General features: G+C 28.6%; 25 protein-coding genes. All 25 read left to right on the top strand.

The window, feature by feature from the left end:
* Positions 1-110 precede the first annotated feature (110 nt).
* Positions 111-1,466, top strand: a complete 1,356-nt coding sequence (locus ACJJVY_RS00950; RefSeq protein WP_405604207.1) for a TlpA family protein disulfide reductase — start codon at positions 111-113, stop codon at positions 1,464-1,466.
* A 405-nt stretch (positions 1,467-1,871) separates the two neighbouring features.
* Positions 1,872-2,048, top strand: coding sequence for an integrase core domain-containing protein (locus ACJJVY_RS00945; protein WP_405604205.1), 177 nt, complete (start codon positions 1,872-1,874; stop codon positions 2,046-2,048).
* Positions 2,049-2,103: 55 nt separating this feature from the next.
* Entirely contained in the window at positions 2,104-2,364 is a 261-nt protein-coding gene (locus ACJJVY_RS00940) for a hypothetical protein (protein ID WP_405604203.1), read from the top strand.
* The gene (locus tag ACJJVY_RS00935; protein WP_405604202.1) at positions 2,361-2,741 is read left to right on the top strand and encodes a hypothetical protein; all 381 of its coding nucleotides are present in this window, start codon (positions 2,361-2,363) and stop codon (positions 2,739-2,741) included. Before ACJJVY_RS00940 ends, ACJJVY_RS00935 begins: the two co-directional genes overlap by 4 nt.
* 162 nt (positions 2,742-2,903) lie before the next feature.
* Positions 2,904-3,647: a hypothetical protein gene (locus tag ACJJVY_RS00930; protein WP_405604200.1), complete on the top strand. Its 744-nt coding sequence runs from the start codon at positions 2,904-2,906 to the stop codon at positions 3,645-3,647.
* Between the two features lie 544 nt (positions 3,648-4,191).
* On the top strand, positions 4,192-5,007 hold the full coding sequence (locus ACJJVY_RS00925) for a hypothetical protein (protein WP_405604198.1): 816 nt from the start codon (positions 4,192-4,194) through the stop codon (positions 5,005-5,007).
* Positions 5,008-5,164: 157 nt separating this feature from the next.
* A complete protein-coding gene (locus ACJJVY_RS00920) occupies positions 5,165-6,061 on the top strand; it encodes a DUF4145 domain-containing protein (RefSeq protein WP_405604196.1) in 897 nt (298 codons plus the stop codon).
* Between the two features lie 164 nt (positions 6,062-6,225).
* Positions 6,226-6,597 carry a hypothetical protein gene (locus tag ACJJVY_RS00915; RefSeq protein WP_405604194.1) on the top strand — a complete coding sequence of 124 codons (372 nt, stop codon included), beginning with the start codon at positions 6,226-6,228 and terminating at the stop codon, positions 6,595-6,597.
* A 203-nt stretch (positions 6,598-6,800) separates the two neighbouring features.
* Positions 6,801-7,004, top strand: coding sequence for a hypothetical protein (locus tag ACJJVY_RS00910; RefSeq protein WP_405604192.1), 204 nt, complete (start codon positions 6,801-6,803; stop codon positions 7,002-7,004).
* Between the two features lie 317 nt (positions 7,005-7,321).
* Positions 7,322-8,296 (top strand): amidohydrolase family protein, encoded by a 975-nt coding sequence (locus ACJJVY_RS00905; protein ID WP_405604190.1) that lies wholly within the window; start codon positions 7,322-7,324, stop codon positions 8,294-8,296.
* Between the two features lie 186 nt (positions 8,297-8,482).
* Entirely contained in the window at positions 8,483-9,403 is a 921-nt protein-coding gene (locus ACJJVY_RS00900) for a helix-turn-helix domain-containing protein (protein WP_405604188.1), read from the top strand.
* Between the two features lie 184 nt (positions 9,404-9,587).
* On the top strand, positions 9,588-11,000 hold the full coding sequence (locus ACJJVY_RS00895; RefSeq protein WP_405604186.1) for a P-loop NTPase fold protein: 1,413 nt from the start codon (positions 9,588-9,590) through the stop codon (positions 10,998-11,000).
* Between the two features lie 163 nt (positions 11,001-11,163).
* On the top strand, positions 11,164-12,129 hold the full coding sequence (locus tag ACJJVY_RS00890; RefSeq protein ID WP_405604184.1) for a restriction endonuclease: 966 nt from the start codon (positions 11,164-11,166) through the stop codon (positions 12,127-12,129).
* Positions 12,130-12,304: 175 nt separating this feature from the next.
* Entirely contained in the window at positions 12,305-12,649 is a 345-nt protein-coding gene (locus ACJJVY_RS00885; RefSeq protein WP_242179138.1) for a hypothetical protein, read from the top strand.
* Positions 12,650-12,659: 10 nt separating this feature from the next.
* The gene (locus tag ACJJVY_RS00880; RefSeq protein ID WP_405604182.1) at positions 12,660-13,109 is read left to right on the top strand and encodes a hypothetical protein; all 450 of its coding nucleotides are present in this window, start codon (positions 12,660-12,662) and stop codon (positions 13,107-13,109) included.
* Between the two features lie 152 nt (positions 13,110-13,261).
* Positions 13,262-13,876: a hypothetical protein gene (locus ACJJVY_RS00875; protein ID WP_405604180.1), complete on the top strand. Its 615-nt coding sequence runs from the start codon at positions 13,262-13,264 to the stop codon at positions 13,874-13,876.
* A gap of 154 nt (positions 13,877-14,030) precedes the next feature.
* Positions 14,031-14,654: a hypothetical protein gene (locus ACJJVY_RS00870; protein ID WP_405604178.1), complete on the top strand. Its 624-nt coding sequence runs from the start codon at positions 14,031-14,033 to the stop codon at positions 14,652-14,654.
* A gap of 245 nt (positions 14,655-14,899) precedes the next feature.
* Positions 14,900-16,045: a helix-turn-helix domain-containing protein gene (locus ACJJVY_RS00865; RefSeq protein WP_405604176.1), complete on the top strand. Its 1,146-nt coding sequence runs from the start codon at positions 14,900-14,902 to the stop codon at positions 16,043-16,045.
* Between the two features lie 191 nt (positions 16,046-16,236).
* Positions 16,237-16,641: a hypothetical protein gene (locus ACJJVY_RS00860; protein ID WP_405604174.1), complete on the top strand. Its 405-nt coding sequence runs from the start codon at positions 16,237-16,239 to the stop codon at positions 16,639-16,641.
* A 9-nt stretch (positions 16,642-16,650) separates the two neighbouring features.
* Positions 16,651-17,364 (top strand): hypothetical protein, encoded by a 714-nt coding sequence (locus ACJJVY_RS00855; protein ID WP_405604172.1) that lies wholly within the window; start codon positions 16,651-16,653, stop codon positions 17,362-17,364.
* A gap of 7 nt (positions 17,365-17,371) precedes the next feature.
* A complete protein-coding gene (locus ACJJVY_RS00850; protein WP_405604170.1) occupies positions 17,372-18,091 on the top strand; it encodes a M23 family metallopeptidase in 720 nt (239 codons plus the stop codon).
* Between the two features lie 155 nt (positions 18,092-18,246).
* Positions 18,247-18,771, top strand: a complete 525-nt coding sequence (locus ACJJVY_RS00845; protein WP_405604168.1) for a hypothetical protein — start codon at positions 18,247-18,249, stop codon at positions 18,769-18,771.
* A gap of 424 nt (positions 18,772-19,195) precedes the next feature.
* Positions 19,196-19,750, top strand: a complete 555-nt coding sequence (locus ACJJVY_RS00840; protein WP_405604166.1) for a hypothetical protein — start codon at positions 19,196-19,198, stop codon at positions 19,748-19,750.
* A 172-nt stretch (positions 19,751-19,922) separates the two neighbouring features.
* Positions 19,923-20,375, top strand: a complete 453-nt coding sequence (locus tag ACJJVY_RS00835) for a hypothetical protein (RefSeq protein WP_405604164.1) — start codon at positions 19,923-19,925, stop codon at positions 20,373-20,375.
* Positions 20,376-20,764: 389 nt separating this feature from the next.
* A complete protein-coding gene (locus ACJJVY_RS00830) occupies positions 20,765-21,475 on the top strand; it encodes a hypothetical protein (RefSeq protein ID WP_405604162.1) in 711 nt (236 codons plus the stop codon).
* The last annotated feature ends 32 nt before the right edge of the window (positions 21,476-21,507 follow it).

Here is a 21,507-nt window from a genome sequence, read left to right as displayed (position 1 = left end):
CGAAAGTCCTCTCGGACTTTCTATCTGTGATTTATTTGCTAACTTTAGTGCTTAAAACACGCAACTAATCTTATACAATCACGTTGTAGCACATTACAAAAACCTACTAAATGAAATCAAAATACATATTACTATTTGCAACTTTATGCTTGTTCTATGGCTGTAAAGAAAAAATTACTGGATTCGACATTAGCCTCAATTCAAAAATTAAATTAGATACAATCTACATTTCGGAATTGATTACTAAAAAACCGATTGCAAAAGTTTACGAGAGTAAAGAAACAAAAACTGTTAAATTAGATTTTCCAACTGTAGCTAGCATTCATTTTAAAAACAATAACCGAGGATATCTGACCATATTGGCTCAAAATAAAAATTTGAACATATCCATATTACCCGATTCTAGCCTAACAACTAATTCCAAAAGTGATTCTCTAATTAACTACCTTTGGAGAAGTACTATACCATTTATATCTGAAAATAGTAAATTTATATTTAATACTAAAAACATAGATTCTATTCCTATTTTATTTGAAAAACTCAGAATTAAAAGAGAAAATGAAATAAGAAAATCTGAAGGACAATTCAGTCCTGAAATAGCAGAGATACTATATTTTCAAAATATTGCACGTATTTATAATTATTTGTTTTTTTTTGGTAGAACTACCAAAAATTTAAATCCAAATGATAGTTACTTTAATTTTATCGAGAAGATTCCAAAAGCTTCTAAAACATTAAAATCCAATCCCTTTATTTATCTGTATAAGTACGAAGTTGAGTATTTAAGAAAAAATCAATCTATAGAAAGTATCACCGATTTTTTGAGATTTATTGAAGAAAAGATAAATAACAAAGAGTTAGCTGATTTTTTAAAAGCAAATTATATTAAAGCATTGATTGAGGATCCTCTATTATGGGAAAAACACAAAAAATTATTTGATACAGAGGTTTTAACCCAAATTTTAAATTCTGAGAAAACGAATCTTTATTACAATATATTAGAACAACCATCTTCTTCTTTTTACGCTTCACAAAATGGAGAAAAAGCATATTTATTTCAGGCAGAAGATAAATTTGGAAATCAATTTAATTTAGAAAGCTTAATAGGAAAGGTTATTTTTATTGATACTTGGGCTACTTGGTGCGCACCTTGTTTAAACCATAGACCAAAGGTTCTTGAATTTGCTGAAAAATATAAAACCAACGATGATGTAGCAATTTTATTTGTTTCTGTAGATTCGTCAAAAGACAAATGGCTCTCGTTTTTAGGGAAAGAGAAAAAAAAATTAGGAACAAATCTATTTATTGAAAACGGAATGCGAACCGAATTTGGAAATAGCTACAATATTAAATCAATTCCGAGATATATTCTTATAGGAAAAAATGGGAAAATAATTAACTCGAATATTATCGAGCCTTCACTATCAGTTGAAAATGAGATTGAAAAAGCATTGAGAGAAAAATAACGTGCTACAACACCGTATAAAATTAATTGCTAGTTCTAGCCTACTTACGAAAGTCCTCGCGGACTTTCTATCTGTGATTTATTTGCTAACTTTAGTGCTTAAAAAACGCAACTAATCTTATACAAACACGTTGTACATAATGCGGACGAGTTTGTAACAAAAATTCAACTTTGACGTCTAAATAGATATTAAAACTTAAACAAATGAAAAACACGCTTTACATTTTACTATTTATTTTCGGAGCCTCTGCTCAAGTATTTAGTCAAGAATCTTTATTAAGTCCGTCAAATAATACAGCTAATAAAACACTTATAAACTCTGAAACATCAGAAATGTCTTGGTTTATGCTTCAAGATACTCTTAAAACACAAATAGGAAATATACAAACTCAAATTCANAAATGCTATGGCAGAACGCATAAATGGAATTCTAAAAGATGAGTTTTATCTCGACCAAACCTTTGATAACAAAGCTCACGCAAAGAGAGCTGCAAAAAATGCAATTAATTTATACAACGAAATAAGATTACACTTATCTTTAGGTTATAAAACACCGAATATGGTATATAAATTATCAGCTTAAAAATAAATTTTAACCTGTAGCCATATTTCAGGACGAGACATTTTAAGAGAAACATTTGAACCAAGAATTAGAGAATAAAGAAAAACGAAAAACCATACCATTAACAAGAGAAGAATGGTTGAGCTTTTTCATATTTCCAGTTAATTCAAATTGGCGTTTAAATCCAAAAAGCGCAAATCAAATTGAATACGAACGTTACAAAAAATTTGGTTTTGAAAAGAAAATTAAACAAGTCAAAAATGCTCGAACTGCTGGAATTCTATTTTATATTTTATTATTCATAATTGCAATTATAATCTTTGAATTTATTTTATGAGTTGGGCAATAGTATTATTTAATTCAAATGAGAAAATCCCATCTGACTTGGATTTTGACGAAAACATTCTTAAGCCGATTATGTTCAGTACTATTCTAGAAAAGTCATTCGTGGAAATTATATCTGACGAAAATCATAGAGAAATAAAAGGTTCTGATTATTCAATTGACTTTTTTATTGACAAAGAACCTACAGGTACAAAAATGCTGAATTTGTATGGAGAAAATGGGCTTTTTGAACTTATTGAATTAGCCAAAAAACACAAATGGAAAGTCTATGATACAAGTTTGGATTCATTTATTGATTTAGATAATCCAAAAAATAATGGATTTGAAAATCATAAAAAATACGTTGAACAAATAATTAATCGGAAATAAAAACTGTGTACAACACCGTATAAACTTTATTGCTGGTTTTAGCTCACTTGGGAAATTCCTCCGGAATTTCTCCGTTCGATTTTTATTTAGTAAATTCATTGCTTAAAACACGCAACAAAGCTTATACAAAACCGTTGCCACACATAAAAAACTGAACCGAAAATGTTCTGGAATAGAAAAAAGAAATTGCCAATTACGGAAGAAGATAGAATTTGGATTAACGAAGATTTGAATTGGTTAAGAACTGAATTTGGAAAAGAACATTTTCAAGAAATTAGAACAATTACACCAACAAAAGAATTCTACGAAAGAACTTTTGACGGAACTGAAAAAGATGCTGAATTTATTCTCAAACGAACAATGGAACTAATGAGAATTGAAAATTGTGAGATTAAACTTGATTTTTTTACAGATGGTATTGTAGAGTCTGAAAATGGAGGAATACTAACAACACCTGCTGACATAAATGGAAAATGGGAAAGTGCTTCTGGAACTTATGAAATGAAAGAAAATGAAATAATAATTTCAATTGAAACACAACAATTGAAAGATCCTATTTCTTTAATTGCAACAATTTCTCACGAATTATCGCATCAAATATTATTAGGAGAAAATCGAATTGAGGAGAATGACGAATTTTTAACAGATTTAACCGCTATTACTTATGGTTTTGGAATTTTTATTGGAAATTCAAGGTTTAAGTTTTCTCAATTTTCGACAAATGGAGGTTTTGGATGGCAATCGAGCAATCAAGGTTATTTGCCTGAACAAATAATTGCTTATTCAATGGCTTGGTTATCTAAAGAAAGGAATGAAAAAACAGATTATTCAAAATTTATGAAACAATCTGTAAAAAAATATTTTGAACAAAGTTTTGAATATTTGGAAAAAGAAGAAACTGAATAATTACGTGTGGCAACACCATATATAATTTATTGCTGGCTTTTTGCTTACTTACGAAAGTCCTCTCGGACTTTCTTGGTTGGTAATTATTTACTAAATTAGGTGCTTAAACCACGCAACAAACCATATATAAACACGTTGTTAGCCACAATGACCCGTCCTGAATAAAGGCTACATAATTTTAAACATTATGTACAAAAATGACAAAGTAATTAGACGGTATTCAGAACCTTTTAAACTAAAAATTCTTGATGAACTCAGTAAAGGTAAACACACANCACTCTGTTTGTAAAAACCTCGGAATCTGAATTCACGAATGAATTTATAAAAAAACTGATGACTGAATAAATAGCAAATATACTAACTGAAATAAAAAAAACTATTGCCAACACCGTATAAAAAAAATTGCTAGTTTTACCTAAACCAATGTTAGTTGCTCGTTTGCTAGCTTCTGATTTTCCTTCGGAAAATCCTCGCACACAAACACGCAACTTTCCTTATACATAAACGTTGTGCGTCATTAACCAGCAACCTCGAAAAAAGAAAAATGAGTCGAAAAAAATGGACATCTGAAAAAATATTCACTCGACTGCTGAAAAATAAAACGCAAAAAACTTTTTGGGATAATGTTGGAGAATTAAGAAAAAGACCGAATAAAGAAGTTTATAATCGAGCTTTCAAACTTGCCAATTCCGAAAGTGAAAAAGACAAAATTATTGGAATTTATGTGTTAGCGCAATTAGGTTTTGACCCAAGGTTTCAACAAAACAAAACAGTAGATTTATATTTCAAATTATTAGAAAATGAAAAATCACCAAAAGTGATATCAGCAATTTTATCTTCAATAAGTCATAATAATGAGAACTTAAATGAGAATCAGATTTCAAAACTAATAGAATACAAAACTCATAACTTTGCGGATGTCAGGTTTGAACTAACTCTTGCTATTTCTTGTTTAGAAAATGAGAATGCGATTAAAACTCTAATCGAGTTATCTAGTGACAAAGATTCTGATATTAGAAATTGGGCAACTTTTGGAATTGGAAGACAACTCGAAAATGACACAGAAGATATTAGAAATGCTTTATGGAATAGGATAAATGATTCTAACTTTGAAACAAAATCAGAAGCAATTGTTGGTTTAGCTAATAGACTGGATAGAAGAATAAAAGAAGTAATTATTTCCGAACTCAAAAATGGAGATTATGGAACTTTATTATTTGAATCAATTTTAAAACTGAATGACAAGGAATTTTTGCCATATTTAAGCGAAAATCTGAAAATTGCAGAAAAAGATAATGATGATATTAAAAATGGATGGGTTTTAGCATTGGAAGAAACAATAAACGAATTAAAAAAATAACGAACGCACAACACCGTGTATAATTAATTGCTTCATTGAGCTTACTTGCGAATATTCCTGCGGAATATTCACGGGTTCGTAAATGTTTGCTAACTTAGTTGCTTAACCACGCAACTAACCATACACAACAACGTTAGGCACAATTTAAAATCACGAAATGGAAGAAAAAATTTTCTGCAATAATTGTAAAGGTTTGAGAAATCAGTCCGAAGTTCATAAGATTGAAAAAAGAGGAGGCGATGAAGATGGAGATTTTCAATGGTACAGAAGTTATTCCCTTGTCAAATGTGATGGTTGTGATAATATTTCATTTTATGAAGTATATGGAGATACAGAAATGATGGAACCTACTGGACCACATGGGGAACCCGACTACTATTTTGATAAAACTGTTTTCCCACCGTATCTTGAAAGTGGAGAATCTATCAAACAATTATTTTATTTACCTGAAAAGATTAGAGTTATTTATTCAGAGACCATTGCTTCATTTAAATCTAATTCATCAATTTTAACTGCAGGAGGTTTAAGAGCAATAATTGAAGCAATTTGTAATCACTTAAAGATTACCGGAAGAAATTTGGCCGAACGAATTGACGGATTAAGCAAAAACGGTCATTTAACTATTGCTGAATCCAAAAGACTTCATTCAATCAGATTTTTGGGCAATGATGCTCTTCACGAAATAGAAATACCTAAAAAAGCGCATCTATATCTTTTATTGGAAATCGTAAATCATTTATTATCAAATCTATTTGTTAATGACAAGAAAATGAAAGGGAGAGTTGAAACAATGATTGACAATTACGAAGATTTTATTCGACTAGTTCAGAACAAAATAGATGAAGATATAGTTGGAAAAAAATTGACAATATCAACAATACTTGGGAAATCGAAAAGGTTATTAACCAAAGAAAACTTAACTGATTTTGAAAAGACTTTTATAAAAGATATTGGTTCAAAGAAAATCACTTTCGTAAAAGTTGACAAAAAGAAACCTGAAAATATTTATGAAATAATCGAAAGACCTTTACTTTTTCAATTTGGAATTAAATAAAAAACTGTGCCTAACATCGTGTATAAAAAAATGCTAAATTAGTGCTTAAATAAAGTTAGTTGCACTTTTGTTACGTCTGATTTTCCTACGGAAAATCCTCGCTCACAAAAACGCAACTTTTCATACACAAACACGTTGGCAACTATTTCCAATCAAACTCAAAAATGACTGAATTACAAAAAGAAGATATTTCCGTTTTAGATTTTATAATTAATGAATTATGTAAAGTTGGCGTTTATTCAATTGATGTTGAGTATTTAAAAAATAAGCAAGTTTTTAATTTTGGAAAGAAAGATTTTAAAAGTGTTGATGAATTAGTTTTCGGAGAAGAAAATGAATTTAAGAGATTAATATCAATCATAGATGATTTTGGTTGTGCTGAAGTAAATTTCAATAAATACTTCAATGGAGAACATTCAGTCAGAGAAAATCAAAAAACAGCGAATTTTTTAAAACTAGGTGGCTTTGAAAACGAATTTAATAAACAACAACAAAATTCTTTAAGAGAAAAAAACAAGATAAATTACTTGATTTAGATATAACTTTAAGAGTTTTTGAAAAGAAAATAGGTAAGAAAATTATTATAGCTGGATTTATAATTGCTTTTTTGAGTTTTTTAATAACAGTTTTAACTCTTAATTTTTGGCAGAATAATGAAAAGGAAAAACCAAAAACTGACAAAACAGAAATTAAAAAAGATTCTTTAAACACATAATTAAATTTAAAAAATAAAAATACTATGGCTTATTCTTCAAAATGTCCAAATCCTGAATGTTCAAGTTCTTCTTTTGAGTGTGAAATTGAAACACCAAGAAACTCAAATTTTAAACTACAATTTATAAGATGTTCAAGTTGTGGAACTGTTGTAGGAACTCAAGATTATTATAATATTGGATTTATAGTTCAGAAGATTGCAAGAAAACTTGGAGTAAATCTTGGTTAATTGATTCTCTGGAAAAAATAATATGATAAATTGAAAAATAACAGTTGCCAACACCGTATAAAAAAAATTGCTGGTAAAAGCCAATTTACGAAAGTCCTCGCGGACTTTCTATCTGTGATTTATTTATTAAATTTACTGCTTAAACCACGCAACTTTTCTTATACAACAACGTTGGCAGCAAGGTAAACCAAGTCCTCCCATCACCTCGAAAAGACAGTTATTCGAAAAGACCTTTCATTCTGAATACAAGAAAAGCCGATTCGGCTACTTCTGTTTTTTTGTTTTGCTGCAATTTTACAAAAAAAAATAGAAGTACAATGAAGTTAATTGCGATAGAAGAACATTTTTTGACCAATGCAGTCAAGCAAGAATGGATAAAAAATTTAGATAAAGACGACCCAACGTTAAAATTGCATTTTGGTAAGATTGAAAGTCGTTTGGAAGAAATAGGAGGTGAACGTCTTCAACTTATGGACGAAACCGGAATTGACGTACAAGTCCTTTCGCTAACGAGTCCAAGTTTGCACAACTTAGGTAAAGAAAGTGTTCCGTTGGCGAAAAAAACAAACGATTTTATAGCGGAGGTTATAACAAAATATCCCAACAGATTCCAAGGTTTTGCTACTTTACCAATGTTCGACCCAAAAGAATCTGCAAAAGAATTAGAGCGTTCGGTAAAAAATCTTGGGTTAAAAGGTGCGATGCTCTGCGGTCGAACGCGAGAAAAAAACCTCGACCATAAAGATTTTTGGGAACTGTTTGAATGTGCCGAATCACTTGGTGTTCCATTGTTCATTCATCCTCAAATTCCGCAAAAAGCAGTTAGAGATATTTATTATTCCGGCTTTGACGAATTGACCGACATTGCCTTTTCTACTTTTGGGCTTGGCTGGCATTACGAAGCAGGTATACAATTTGTCCGTTTAATTTTGGGAAAAGTTTTTGACCGCTTTCCGAATCTTCAAATCATTCTTGGGCATTGGGGAGAAGTTATTTTGTTCTATACCGAAAGATTGGCTTCATTAAACAAGGTTACAAAACTCAACAAACCGTTTATAGACTACATCCGTCAAAATTTGTATGTAACTGCAAGCGGTATGTTCAGTCAGTCATACCTACAACACGCTATTGAAATCATCGGAATAGACCGCATACTTTTTTCTGCAGATTATCCTTTTCAATATCGCTCTGGTAGAGATGCCCGCAATTTTTTGGAAGCAGCAGAATTAAGCAAAGAGGATAAAGAAAAATTTGCCTTTGCTAATTGGGAAAATTTAATCGGCACAAATTAATCTAAAAACAATGCTTATAAAGATTTTTTTTGGAAAACTCACAAGAAAACAAAAAAAACAGTGTTGTGAAAAATACAAGACCAAAGGTAGTTTTTGCAGAAACTGCCCAAACAATTCTAAGTTTTTATTATATCAAAATATTTCAAAAAAAGTTTAACTTGTAGTCGCAATTACAATCTCTATAATATGGCCATTTCAAAAATAGAACATATAAAAACCATCAGCGAGTTTCATCGCTTAAGAGGTTTGCCACAGCCCGAACATCCACTTATCAGTGTGGTTGATTATTCTATGATAAAACGACCTGCCAATATTGGTGATTTGAATTTAATACTTGATTTCTACCAAATTTCAATCAAAAGAGGCATTAATGCCAAGATGAAATACGGACAACAAGAGTATGATTTTGATGAAGGCGTTATGTTTTTTGGTGCCCCAAACCAGGTTTTTAAAATAAAGCCAAATAGAAATTCAACGGAAAAACGCTCGGGTTGGATATTATTCATCCACCCCAATTTCTTTTGGAACACATCGTTGGCAAAGGCTATTAAACAATACGATTTTTTTGCTTATTCCGTTAATGAAGCATTGTGGTTATCAAAAAACGAAGAAACTACAATCAACAGTATTGTTCAAAATATTTATACAGAATACCATTCCAATCTTGACAGGTTCAGTAAGCAAATCATTATATCGCAAATTGAAACTTTACTCAATTATTCGGAGAGGTTCTATAATCGGCAGTTCATTACAAGAGAAAAAGCCAATCACCAAATTCTGGAGCGTTTGGAAAAATTGTTAAACAACTATTTTAATGATGATAATTTGATAAACAGAGGATTGCCTACAGTTCAGTTTGTTGCTAAACAGCTAAACGTTTCACCAAGTTATTTAGGTAGTTTTCTTAGAGTATTGACAGGGCAAAACACGCAACAACATATCCATAATAAACTGATAGAAAAAGCGAAAGAAAAACTATCAATATCCGACCTTTCAATAAGCGAAATTGCCTACGAATTAGGTTTTGAATATTCGCAATCGTTTAGTAAACTTTTTAAAGAGAAAACTCGACTTTCGCCCTCAGAATTCAGAAAATCTTTCAACTGACAACAAACGACTAAGAAAAACCCTGCTGCCAACAACGTGTATAATTCATTGCTAGTTATAGCTTACTTACGAAAATCCTCGCAGACTTTCTATCTGTGATTTATTTGCTAACTTTAGTGCTGAAACACGCAACGAAATCATACACAAACACGTTGGCAACAAGCTAAAACCAAGAACATTTCATATGAACATTAAACATTTAGAAATTGAAATACCTAATGAAAACCCATTTGAAAATTGTAAACTTGAGAGAAAAAAATACGCAGATGTTTTAACAAATATTATTAATTCATATACGAATGGATTTGTCCTTGCTATTAACAATAAATGGGGAACAGGAAAAACCACATTTGTAAATATGTGGCAACAAGACTTGAAAAACAAAGGACACAAAACAGTTTATTTCAATGCTTGGGAAAATGATTTTGAAGACAATCCATTAACAGCTTTAATGGGAGAATTAAAAACTCTTACTAAAAAATCGACAGAACCAGAATTCAAATCCACTCTTAAAAAAGCAGCAATTTTATCTAAACACGTTGCACCAATTATAGCACAAGCAATCGCAGATAAATACATTGATACAAAAGGAATAAAAGAAGCGATAGTTGGAGTAACAGAAGGCTTATCTGATGTTTTTGAAAATGAAGTTAATGAATATGCAAAAAAGAAAAAAAGCATTTCTGAATTCAAAAATAGCCTATCCGAATTTATTGCAAATACATACGAAGGAAAACCATTAATATTTATAATTGACGAACTAGATAGGTGCAGACCGAATTACGCAGTTTCTATATTAGAACAAGTAAAACACTTCTTTTCAGTACCAAATGTGGTTTTTGTTTTATCAATAGATAAAACTCAATTAGGTAATGCTGTAAAAGGTGTTTACGGTAGTGATTTTATTGATTCAGATGAATATTTGAGAAGATTTATTGACCTAGAATACTCAATTCCAGAACCTGAAGTTGATGTATTTTACAAGTATTTATTTGACTTTTATCAATTTAAGGAATTCTTTGATTCAGCAGAGAGAAAACAATTTCGTGAATTACAATCAGATGGCGAGCATTTTTTAAGAGTATCAAAGTTACTATTCACAAATAAGAATATTCCTTTAAGACAACAAGAAAAGATTTTCGGTTTGGTAAGAGTTGCATTGCGAAGTTTTAATGCAAATAACTATGTTGTACCTCATATATTTATATTTCTTGCATTCATAAAAATAACGAATAGTGAATTTTATCAAAATCTAAAGAATAAAAAACTAACACTTAAACAAGTACAAGAAAAATATTTAGCTACAATTGAATCTAATAAAAATGATGATACTGAACACGAACTAATGTGGTTAGAAGTATATTTAGTAAATTTTTATCATAATTATTTAGAATCTAGACATTATAGAAAAAGACTTTATGAATATGACAGTGAAAATGGTTCTAATAAACTTTTAATTGATTCTATAATTAACAAGGAAAAGAATTCAAGTTTTTTAAATATTTTGGAAAATATTCACAGAGGTCGTAGTGAAGGAGATTTAGATTTAGGTTATTTCATTAATAGACTTGAATTATTAGAAAATTTGAAAATATAAAAGCCAGTTGCCAACACCGTATAAAATTAATTGCTGGTTTAAGCCAGTTTACGAAAGTCCTTGCAGACTTTCTATCTGTGATTTATTTGCTAACTTTAGTGCCTAAAACACGCAACTAATCTTATACAACAACGTTAGCCGTAAATTACACTCAACCCTGAAAATGATTGACTATAGAGAATTACCCGAAGACGGAATTAAATTTGAACAACTAACTAGAGAAATTTTTATAAGAGAAAATTACGAAACATATTGGACTGGAATTGGGCCAGATGGAGGCAGAGATTTAATAATAATCGAGAAATTGACAGGAAACTTATCTAACAGTGAAAGAAAATGGCTTGTAAGTTGTAAACATTTTGCCAATGCAGGAAAAAATGGAAGGTCAGTTGGAATTAGCGAATTAGGAAATCCAGTTGCAGACTGTCAAGCAATTAAAGCTGAAGGTTACATTTTAGTATGTTCTACTTATCCATCCTCATCAGTGGTTAATCGATTAGAAGAAATAGAAAATAATCAGAATATAATTACTAAAATCTGGGATGGAGTAGAAATTGAAAAAAGATTACTGAATCCCAATACATTTGGGCTTATACATACATTTTTCCCAAAAAGCTCAAAAGAATATAAATGGAAAATTTACAATGAGTATTCACCATCGTTTTGGTCAGCAGGTTATAAAGATTATTTTTTCTACTTAAGCTCAAGGGATGCTAATATTTATCCTAATTTAAAAGGTATTGAAACTATAATCAGTCTACTAGAGAGAATAGATATTAATAAAGGTAAAGTTCAAAATTATTATGAGAATCATTTACTTCGACCTAGGTCTATACACTTTGATGATAAGCATAGTACTCATATGGTTTATTTAGATTATTTAATGCCAACTAACACAAATAAAGATTCTATAATGAGACCAAGTGCCATTAGAGATATATTATTGGAAAAATTTACTGGAGAAGACCATAAATATGTAAATGTTCCTGATTTAGATATCAAATATGTTGAAACAAGTTTTGGAAGTGACCATTTTCATCCTGACCACAAAAAACATTACGAAACTTATATTCCGAATTTTAAAAGTGGAAGTCCAAGAGGAAATTTATATTTTGGATATGAATTTTAAAAAATCTACGGCTAACACCGTATATAATTTATTGCTAGTTCTAGCCTACTTACGAAAACCCTCGCGGATTTTCTATTCGGTTTTTATTTGCTAAATTACGTGCTAAACCACGCAACAAACCATATACAACAACGTTGTGTGCAATTACAGAATTGACTCAAAAAACTGAATTGAAATGATAATTTTTGAAATTTTTACCGAAATAATTCTCGAAGGAATTATTTATAAGTTTTTTAGATTTTTAGGAAAAGGTTTTAATAAAATGGGCGAATTATTTACTGGAACTAAAAAGGAAATTGAGCCAATTAAAATATTGGAGAAAAAATTTCTCTATAAAAAAATTGAACTGACTAAAAGCCTTAATGAAAGATTAAAATCAGGACAAAAAGGAGTTGTTTTAGAAATAATTAATAAAAACAAAATATTTGCGGAATTTTACGACAAAAAAGGAAAACAAATTGAGCTTAATAATAAATTAGTATTTGAAATCGGAATGAATCAATTTAGACTAAAAAAATAATAGTTTAAATATGAAAATCAAAAGTCTGGAAATAATATTGAAACTAATTTGGGTCTTACTTGTATTATTTACGATTTACGTCTTTAGTTGGGTAAGTTTTTTGAATTTATCATTTGGGAATATTATCGCAGGAAAAAATAATATTTGGAATTCACTTATTCCAAGTATATTAACTTTTGGAGTTTTAATTATTTATACAAAAGAAATTATTATTGGTTACAAACCAAAATCAAAAAGTTGGAACTTAAAATCTTTATTATTTTTTTTAATTTTAGTAATAACATTAAGTGTTACACAAATTTCTGAATTTGATATATTATTTGAGCATTTCGAATCTGATTATTGGCAAATAATATTATCGTTAATAATTATTTTAAGTTCATATTTAGGAATTTTAATAAATAGAATATTGAAAATAAAAAATCTGAATAATAAAAAAACTGCACACAACACCGTATAAACTTTATTGCTGGTTTTGGCTCACTTGGGAAATTCCTCCGGAATTTCTCCGTTCGTGTTTTATTTACTAAATTAACTGCTTAAACAACGCAACAAAGCTTATACAACAAGGTTGTGCATAATAAAATGAAAGTCTTACAAAACATAATATTTTTGCTTTTAATTAGCTTTTCGTGTTTCAGTCAGAAAAACGAAAAAGGAATGTTTGACTTTAAGTTTTTAGATAAATGCACGAATAAATTTGTAGAAGCTGAATTTGAAATTGACACCATTCCAGGATTAGAAAATAGTATTTCTCTTACCTATTTTATCAAACGAGGGAATTTAATTTCTCAAGGTTTTTACTCAAATAGAATTAAGGAAAATTCAATAGACACAATTATAATACCGAAAATTCTCTTTTCTTTTGGAAACGAACTACATTCAAAACGTTGGAAATATCTAAACTGTGAAAAAACTTGCGAAGGTTTAGAAACTGATTTTTATGAAAATGGAAAAAAAAGAATAGTTGGAAATTTTAAAGAAGGAAAGCCAATTGAAATAAAAGAATATAGAGAAAATGGGACACTTGTAACTCAAACTTTTTACGAAAATTTCACTTTAAATATTAGTCGAATAAACTATTTTGATTTGAAAGAAGAATTGATTGAATATGAAGTTTATAATAACAAAAAAAGAAAAACTATTATTAAAACTTATGACAATAAAGGAAATTTAATCGAAAAAGGAATGAACAAAAAATATGTTGAAAAATACAGTTGGAATTAAAAATTACTATGCACAACACCGTACAAAATTAATTGCTTGTTTTTGCTTAATTACGAAAATCCTCGCGGATTTTCTTGGCCGGTAATTATTTAGTAAATTTAGTGCTTAAACCACGCAACTAACCTTGTACAAACACGTTGGCATTAATTAAAAAATGAAAATATTTGAATATTACAGAAAAGCAATAATTTCATTTTCATCAATGTTATTGGTGTTTCTTTTTTCATTTATAATATCAGGAAAATTCAATATAAATGGAATTATAAATATTACTTACTTAATATTTGGAGTTTCTATATTTTTAGGAACACTTTATTATATTTATGATGTTTATTTTGGGCCAAAAAAGAGAGTAAATGAATTAAAAAAATATCCTTTTACGGAATTAATGAAAATTGGTTTTAAACACAAAAAAGATTATTTAATTGGAAAAATTAATGGATTTACAGTAATTGTTGGTTATAATTGGAGAAATGAAAAAGGATTTCCTTGTGTTTATGGAATTATTCTCTTTGACCCAAGAATAAATGGAAAACACATGAATAATTACGATCTTAATAAATTACAAAATCCAATAAAAGATGAATATAATTTTTGGGAATATGGCAGATTAAAAACTGAATGGGACTTTACCAATGAAAAACCAAATCATAAGTCAATAGTTACGAAACTGAAAAAGAATTCTAATCTGATTTTAAATAAAGGAATGAATAAAATTAACTTTGAAAATTGGAAAAATGAAATTGAAAGTAAAAAAACTAATGCCAACACCGTATAAACTTTATTGCTAGTTATAGCTCACTTGGGAAATTCCTTCGGAATTTCGCCGTTCGTGTTTTATTTAGTAAATTCACTGCTTAAACAACGCAACAAAGCTTATACAACAACGTTGTAAAACATTTATAACAAACATTTAAGATATATTTTCATAATTTATATTCTACAAGAAGTATATTTATTTCCACTTTATCAGCTGACTTGATTCATTTAAGATAAAAGACAATATTTTTAAACAATTAGAAATTGATTTATATAACACTTCTCAATATTGCGATTTTTCAAGGAATAGTACTAGGAATAATTATTTTAAAATCGCCCTTATTTAAAAGCAATGCAAATAAATATTTGGCCTACGCCATATTTACACTATCGCTTCTTTTATTAAATCTTGTATTCGAAATAGTAGAAATATATAACACTATACCCGTGCTACGTTTTATTGATAATATAGAATGGGGTTTTATTTTTCCAGTTTTTATTTTTCTATTTACTGTGCACCAAGTAAATCATCCTATACGACATTCAAAAAAAACTCGATGGTTATTTGTCCCTTTTATATATTATGCCTTCATCAATATTTTTAGTGACCTTGATACTATTGCTGATTTTTATGATATTCCAAATTCAGTTGATAGAGTAATAGGAATTTTAAAACTTATAGGAATTTTTATAGTTCCACCATTTATAATTGGTATCTTAATCTATACATATAGTTTCATTAAATTTTCGAACAACACGCAAGAAAAAAAATGGATTACAATTTTATGGACGTTGGTTTCTGTATTATTGCTTTCTTGGGTATTAGCAATTATTCTTGGTTTATTTTTTGAATATGACGTTTCATCTTTTATGAAACTTCTTGCCTTATTTGGAACATTCGTAATCCATTGGACAGCATATTTTGGTCTATTTAAATATAGATTAGCGAAAGATAAAGAAGGTATCAATAAATTATTAACTCACAAGATTTCATTCAGCGATAATGACCTATCTATAGATACTAATCTTAAAAAAGTGAATTATTCAAATAATTTAGAACCACCTACAACAGAGAATCTTTATTACATAAAACTTGAAGCACTTTGTAAAAATCATCAAATTTATAGAGACAGTACATTAAATAGGGAAAAAGTTGCTGAAAAATTAGGAATAAGTTCAGGTTATGTTTCTAAATTAGTAAATACAATTACAGGAAAAAATTTCGCAAATTATATAAATTACTATCGTGTAGAAGCAGTTAAGGAAATGATTTTAGATTCTGAATTTAAAAATTACAGTCTTTTAGCAATAGGGTTAGAATCGGGGTTTACTTCAAAGACAACATTTTACAATGCATTTAAGAAAGCAACAGGAATGACACCAAATGCATACCGTAAAGCGCATAAATAAGTACGGATTTGTATTGTTTTAAGGTATTGAGACTTTTAATATGTTTACTTCATTTAGTTTCGAGCCATAATTAAAATAATTTATAACCAAATTTGGACTACTGTATATGAATTTAATTCGATTACTACTTATTCCTTTTAGTATGATATCCCTTGTTGTAAAACATTTTGACCCGTCAAATAAATAATACTATGAAAAACTTAATAATATTTCTATGTTTATATACAACCATTGCTTCATCTCAAGAAGAATCGCAATTTGAAATTAAAGATAATCTGTTCAAAGTTGGTGTTTTTAATAACATCTCTCTATTAAACAATTTAACTCTTCAAAATGGTCTTTCAGTTAGAAAAAATCTTGATTTCGTTACTTTAGAAGTTCCGATTTTGATAAAACACAACATCTCAAATAAATGGTCTACATTTTTAGGTGTACAATCAAGAAAAGTTATATATACAAATTTTCCAGACTTAAATATTGAACAGCCTTCAAAGTTCTATATATCGACAGGTACGGAATATGGATTTAAAAACAATTTTACTGGAAACCTCACGATAGGATTTCCTTTCGACTTACAATTAGGGCTAAAATTTTAGAAATTATAAATGAAAATAAAAAAAACTTTAACCACATTCATTTTGGTAGTATTTTTTACGATTGGATATTCGCAAACAACAAAAAAAAAGAATCAACTTGAATTTTCTATAGGTTACAATTCAGGTTCATTAAAAAATTTAGAATTTGCCCCAATATCACGCTATGATTATAAAGACATAATTTATAAATTAAACTATGAACGAACGAGTAAAAAACAAAACATTTTTGAAATAGAATTAGACTTTTTTGACAGAACAGCGTTGAAAAGTGAAAGAATTCCAAGCTTAAATGCTGAGTATCTTAAAGCAGATTTAAGTTTCTCGTATTTAAAACAAATTCATAATAAAAACTCGCTTTCTATCCATTTGGGATTACAATCTTATACAAATGTTTCTTTTCTATATAATAGAACTGATTACCTAGCTTTACATCAAGAATTTGGTATTGCCAGTCGTTTTGGTTATCAATTAAATGAAAAACAGTATCTCTCTTCAAAATTGACAATTCCGTTCGTGTTACTTAGAATAACAAATAATGGTGGAAATGTTGCATCCTTTAATCGTTATCAAAGTGTGAAGTGGAACTTTAAGTATGGTTATGTACTTTCAAAATATTTTGACTTAAAAATAACCTACGACTTTATGTACAATAGACTTCAAATTCCTAGCGCTTATAGAGAATTGCAACATCAAATAAACCTTGGAATAATCTATAAATTTTAACTTAATTATGAAACTTACAAAATTAATAAAACATGTATTTTTATCTTCTTTTATTTTTATAGCAACTTCTTGTGCTGATGAGTTAATTGGTAATGTAGGAGAATTAGACGAAGATATTTTTCTAAATTATCAAACAATAACAGTATTAGAATTACCATTTGAAGATGATGCTGAATGGCATGTAAATCAAGGTGGAAGGACAGGCTTTCAGAACAATCATTTTTCAAATCGTAATCAGAGATATGCTATAGATTGTGTTCAAAAATTAAATGGTATCTCTTTTATTGGAGATGGAACCAGTAATGAAGATTATTACTGCTTTGGTAAACGATTAAATGCACCTGGTTATGGAAAAATAATAGCTCTAGAAAATGATATTAATGATAATACAATACCTGGAAGTGTTAATAGTGATATTGATGAAAACACAAAAGCAGGTAACTATATTATTATAGACCATTTAAATGGAGAATATTCTCTTATGGCGCATTTTAAAAAAGGTACAATAATGGTTTCCGTTGGAGATATAGTTGTTAAAGGACAAGAAGTCGGCAAAGCCGGAAATAGCGGAAACTCTGGTGGTCCACATTTACATTATCATTTACAAAATAAATCTGGATATCTAGAAGGAATTGGTCTTCCAATGCAATTTTTAAATTATTATGCGGATGATGTATTCATAGAAAGAGGAGAACCTGTGAAAAGTGAGGTTGTAAGAAAGGAATAAAAACGTTTTACAACACCGTGTATAATTAATTGCTTGGTTCACTGCCGACTTACGAACATTCCATCGGAATATTCTATCTGTGATTTATTTGCTAAATTAGTTGCTTACACACGCAACTAACCATACACAAAACCGTTGTAAGCAATTTAGGAAAAATGGAAATACAAGAATTATTAACAACTTATTGGAGTCAATTCACTCTTTTACTTTTAGGAGTAGGATATTTCATAAAAAGAGTTTTTGACAATATTTCTAACAAGAGAGAAATTAATCACAATTTATTTCAACAACACAGGTTGAATGCTATAAATAAATTTTTCACTTCCTATGCAAAAACAGAACGAATGTGGAACGATTTATCAGTAATTCCTATTTTTGAATATAAGATTAATACTAAAGAAATGGATAAAATCATCTTTACTCCAATTGACCAATTAAGAATGAATATTTTGGAACTTCAGATATATTTTCCTGAAAAAGAACACAGAATTTTTAAAGATATTTTGAAAAATGTTTTAAAAATAAACGGAAAATTAAATTCCATTTACTTTAGTTATGATAAGGAAACTACAGTTACAGTAAAATCAAATAACTTTAGTTTCGTCAGAGATTCTAAATTGGAAGAAAACGAAAAATTACTTGAAAAATTAAGTGAAATAATTAGAAAAACATTCAATTAAATTATGACTGAAAGAGAAAGAATAAAAATGCATCTTATAGTAAAGACCAGAAAACAAAAGGATAGAATTGGAAAATTTTATAGATAATAATCTTGAGGAAATAGATATAATTAAAGTTACGAATTATATAAATGAATTAAACAAGTCAACTTCACATAGAATTATTGAAATACAATATTCTGAACAAGGGGATTTACATATAAAAGCGGAAACTGGATTGACATTTATAAAATAAAAAAACGGCTTACAACACCGTGTATAAAAAATTGCTTATTTTTAGCTTAACCAAAGTTTGTTGCTTTTTTGTAAACTTCTATTTTCCTGCGGAAAATAGCCGTTCACTTTAAACGCAACTTTCCATAACACAACAACGTTGTAAAACATTATGAAGAAAATCTTGAACATAAAAAAATACTTCATCAAATTGATTTTAATATTAGTTTGTGGAATGAGTTATGGACAAGTTGAAATAAGAGGAAAAGTAATTTCTGAATTATCAAAGGAAACTCTTTGGTATGGATATTCAATAAAACCGAATATAAAAGAACATCCGAAAAGTAAACCTAACGAATCTGGCGAATTTATTATTGAATATTTAGAACCGAATAAAGAATATAATATCATAATTTCTGCGATTGGTTATGAAAATCAAATATTTAAAGTTAAAACGAATGAAAGTATAACTTATAAAACTTTTGAATTAAAAGTAGAATGTTTTTATAGTTCAGAAAAGGCTGAAAATGATTGGAAAAAAGGAAAACCACAATTTCTATTAATTGGTTCAATTGCACCAATAGGAAACACTAAATCTGACAATAAGTTTGAGAAAAAACACAAAATTGAATATTATGATTTTGGTTGTGAAATTTCAAATTATGAATGTATTGAACTTTACAATCAGAAAATAGCGGAATTAATGGACAAAAAATATGGAAAGAAATGGAGAAAAAAAGCAAGAAAAGATATAATCGGAATTTAAAAAACGTTTTACAACACCGTGTATATTTTATTGCTTTCTTTTAGCCAACTTACGAAAATCCTCGCGGATTTTCTATTCAGTATTTATTTGCTAAATTTACGCTAAACCAACGCAACAAAGCATACACAAACACGTTGTAAGTAAGCTGTGAAACGAAATCAGGAATGGAAAAATGATATTTAAAGGAATAGATAATCAAACTGTAGAGTTCAAAATTACTAATTATGAATTTCCCGAAAATACAACTTGTGAATACGACTCGAATTGGTTATTAATTTACTTAAATATTAACAGTAAATGTGGAAAATGGAAAACCATTGACCCAGCATTATTAACGGAAGAAGTTAAAGAAATAATTAAATGGTTTGAGAAACTATCAAATAATATAAGACCTGAATCAAAAAGACTAACCTTCATTGAACCAAATATCGAATTTGAATTAACAAAATTTAATGAAAGTTTAAAACTAGTAAAAATAATTTTTGACCTAGAATCTAGACCGAAAAATGCCGATGACAAAAAAGAATATTATGTAGAATGCGAATTAAATAATATAGAATTAAAAACTATTTCAGAAAATTTGGAAAAAGAATTAAACCCATTTCCAACTCGTGGTTTTGAATAAAAAAAGTTATCAATTTGAAAGAAAAATTTGATATTGAATATGTAATAATTGGAGTAATATTTTTGCTTACTGCAATAGCAATTATTTATATTGACATAAAAAATGACAAAGTAAACGAGGAAAATAATTCAAGTTTCAAATATTACTCTGTAAGAGGTGCAATAATATTTTTTATACTTTCTTTGTATTTAATATTTAGAGAAGTAATGAAAATAATATAGAAAGTTTAAAAAGCCTACTTACAACAACATATATAATTTATTGCTGGCTTTTTGCTTACTTACGAAAATCCTCTCGGATTTTCTTTATCAGTAATTATTTACTAAATTAGTTACTTAAACCACGCAACAAACCATATATAAACACGTTGTGTGTAATTTGAGAAACTTATGAATACAGAAATAATATTAGAAATATTTTTAATCCTAATTGGCCTTTATTTGGCTTTATTTAAATCTTATTTTCAAGAAAAAGGGAAAAATATTGCAACAAGTGAAGACATTGAAGACTTAACCTTGAAAGTTGAATCTGTTAAACAACAGTTTATAGAAAAGAATGCTACGCTAAAAGCAAAACTTGATTTACTTACTAATCTTCAAATTAATCATAAGAATGATGAAAGATTAGCTCTTATTAATTTTCATAAAAAATTAAAAAGTTGGATAGGGCTTTTAACCGAATCTTCACCTTCTTTAGTTGACGATTATGACAATCAAGAAATCCTCTCGAAAATCCACCATTATCAATTTACTTATAGTGAAGTAAGAACAGCTCAAGCTATGCTGGAATTGTACATTAAAGACGAAGAGTTGATTAAATTAATAAATGATTTAATAATCATAACTCTTGAGAATTTGAATGGACTTCCTTCAATTTATCTTCACGAATTAAGACATAATAATGTTAAAATAGAACAATTAGAATCAGAATTAGATTTAGACAAAAAGACAGAAAAGCATAAAGAATTGTTAGATGAGCGAAAAGCTCTTTTTACCACTAATACCGAAAAGATGTTAGAGGGATATAAAAAAGTGATTCCAAAGGACAAGGAATATGGAAATTATTTAAGAGAATATTTAGCTAAATTTTCTGAAGAATAAAAACTACACACAACACCGTGTATAATTAATTG

Source organism: Polaribacter sp. Asnod1-A03, from assembly GCF_045063585.1.
Taxonomy (GTDB): Bacteria; Bacteroidota; Bacteroidia; order Flavobacteriales; family Flavobacteriaceae; genus Polaribacter.
Note: the sequence above shows the minus strand (reverse complement) of the source record. Positions and strands in the feature narration are given on the sequence as shown.

Coding starts and splice junctions, on each gene's coding strand:
- ACJJVY_RS00950 (WP_405604207.1), top strand. CDS start 111: ATGAAATCAAAATACATATTACTATTTGCAACTTTATGCTTGTTCTAT.
- ACJJVY_RS00945 (WP_405604205.1), top strand. CDS start 1,872: ATGGCAGAACGCATAAATGGAATTCTAAAAGATGAGTTTTATCTCGAC.
- ACJJVY_RS00935 (WP_405604202.1), top strand. CDS start 2,361: ATGAGTTGGGCAATAGTATTATTTAATTCAAATGAGAAAATCCCATCT.
- ACJJVY_RS00930 (WP_405604200.1), top strand. CDS start 2,904: ATGTTCTGGAATAGAAAAAAGAAATTGCCAATTACGGAAGAAGATAGA.
- ACJJVY_RS00925 (WP_405604198.1), top strand. CDS start 4,192: ATGAGTCGAAAAAAATGGACATCTGAAAAAATATTCACTCGACTGCTG.
- ACJJVY_RS00920 (WP_405604196.1), top strand. CDS start 5,165: ATGGAAGAAAAAATTTTCTGCAATAATTGTAAAGGTTTGAGAAATCAG.
- ACJJVY_RS00915 (WP_405604194.1), top strand. CDS start 6,226: ATGACTGAATTACAAAAAGAAGATATTTCCGTTTTAGATTTTATAATT.
- ACJJVY_RS00910 (WP_405604192.1), top strand. CDS start 6,801: ATGGCTTATTCTTCAAAATGTCCAAATCCTGAATGTTCAAGTTCTTCT.
- ACJJVY_RS00905 (WP_405604190.1), top strand. CDS start 7,322: ATGAAGTTAATTGCGATAGAAGAACATTTTTTGACCAATGCAGTCAAG.
- ACJJVY_RS00900 (WP_405604188.1), top strand. CDS start 8,483: ATGGCCATTTCAAAAATAGAACATATAAAAACCATCAGCGAGTTTCAT.
- ACJJVY_RS00895 (WP_405604186.1), top strand. CDS start 9,588: ATGAACATTAAACATTTAGAAATTGAAATACCTAATGAAAACCCATTT.
- ACJJVY_RS00890 (WP_405604184.1), top strand. CDS start 11,164: ATGATTGACTATAGAGAATTACCCGAAGACGGAATTAAATTTGAACAA.
- ACJJVY_RS00885 (WP_242179138.1), top strand. CDS start 12,305: ATGATAATTTTTGAAATTTTTACCGAAATAATTCTCGAAGGAATTATT.
- ACJJVY_RS00880 (WP_405604182.1), top strand. CDS start 12,660: ATGAAAATCAAAAGTCTGGAAATAATATTGAAACTAATTTGGGTCTTA.
- ACJJVY_RS00870 (WP_405604178.1), top strand. CDS start 14,031: ATGAAAATATTTGAATATTACAGAAAAGCAATAATTTCATTTTCATCA.
- ACJJVY_RS00860 (WP_405604174.1), top strand. CDS start 16,237: ATGAAAAACTTAATAATATTTCTATGTTTATATACAACCATTGCTTCA.
- ACJJVY_RS00855 (WP_405604172.1), top strand. CDS start 16,651: ATGAAAATAAAAAAAACTTTAACCACATTCATTTTGGTAGTATTTTTT.
- ACJJVY_RS00850 (WP_405604170.1), top strand. CDS start 17,372: ATGAAACTTACAAAATTAATAAAACATGTATTTTTATCTTCTTTTATT.
- ACJJVY_RS00845 (WP_405604168.1), top strand. CDS start 18,247: ATGGAAATACAAGAATTATTAACAACTTATTGGAGTCAATTCACTCTT.
- ACJJVY_RS00835 (WP_405604164.1), top strand. CDS start 19,923: ATGATATTTAAAGGAATAGATAATCAAACTGTAGAGTTCAAAATTACT.
- ACJJVY_RS00830 (WP_405604162.1), top strand. CDS start 20,765: ATGAATACAGAAATAATATTAGAAATATTTTTAATCCTAATTGGCCTT.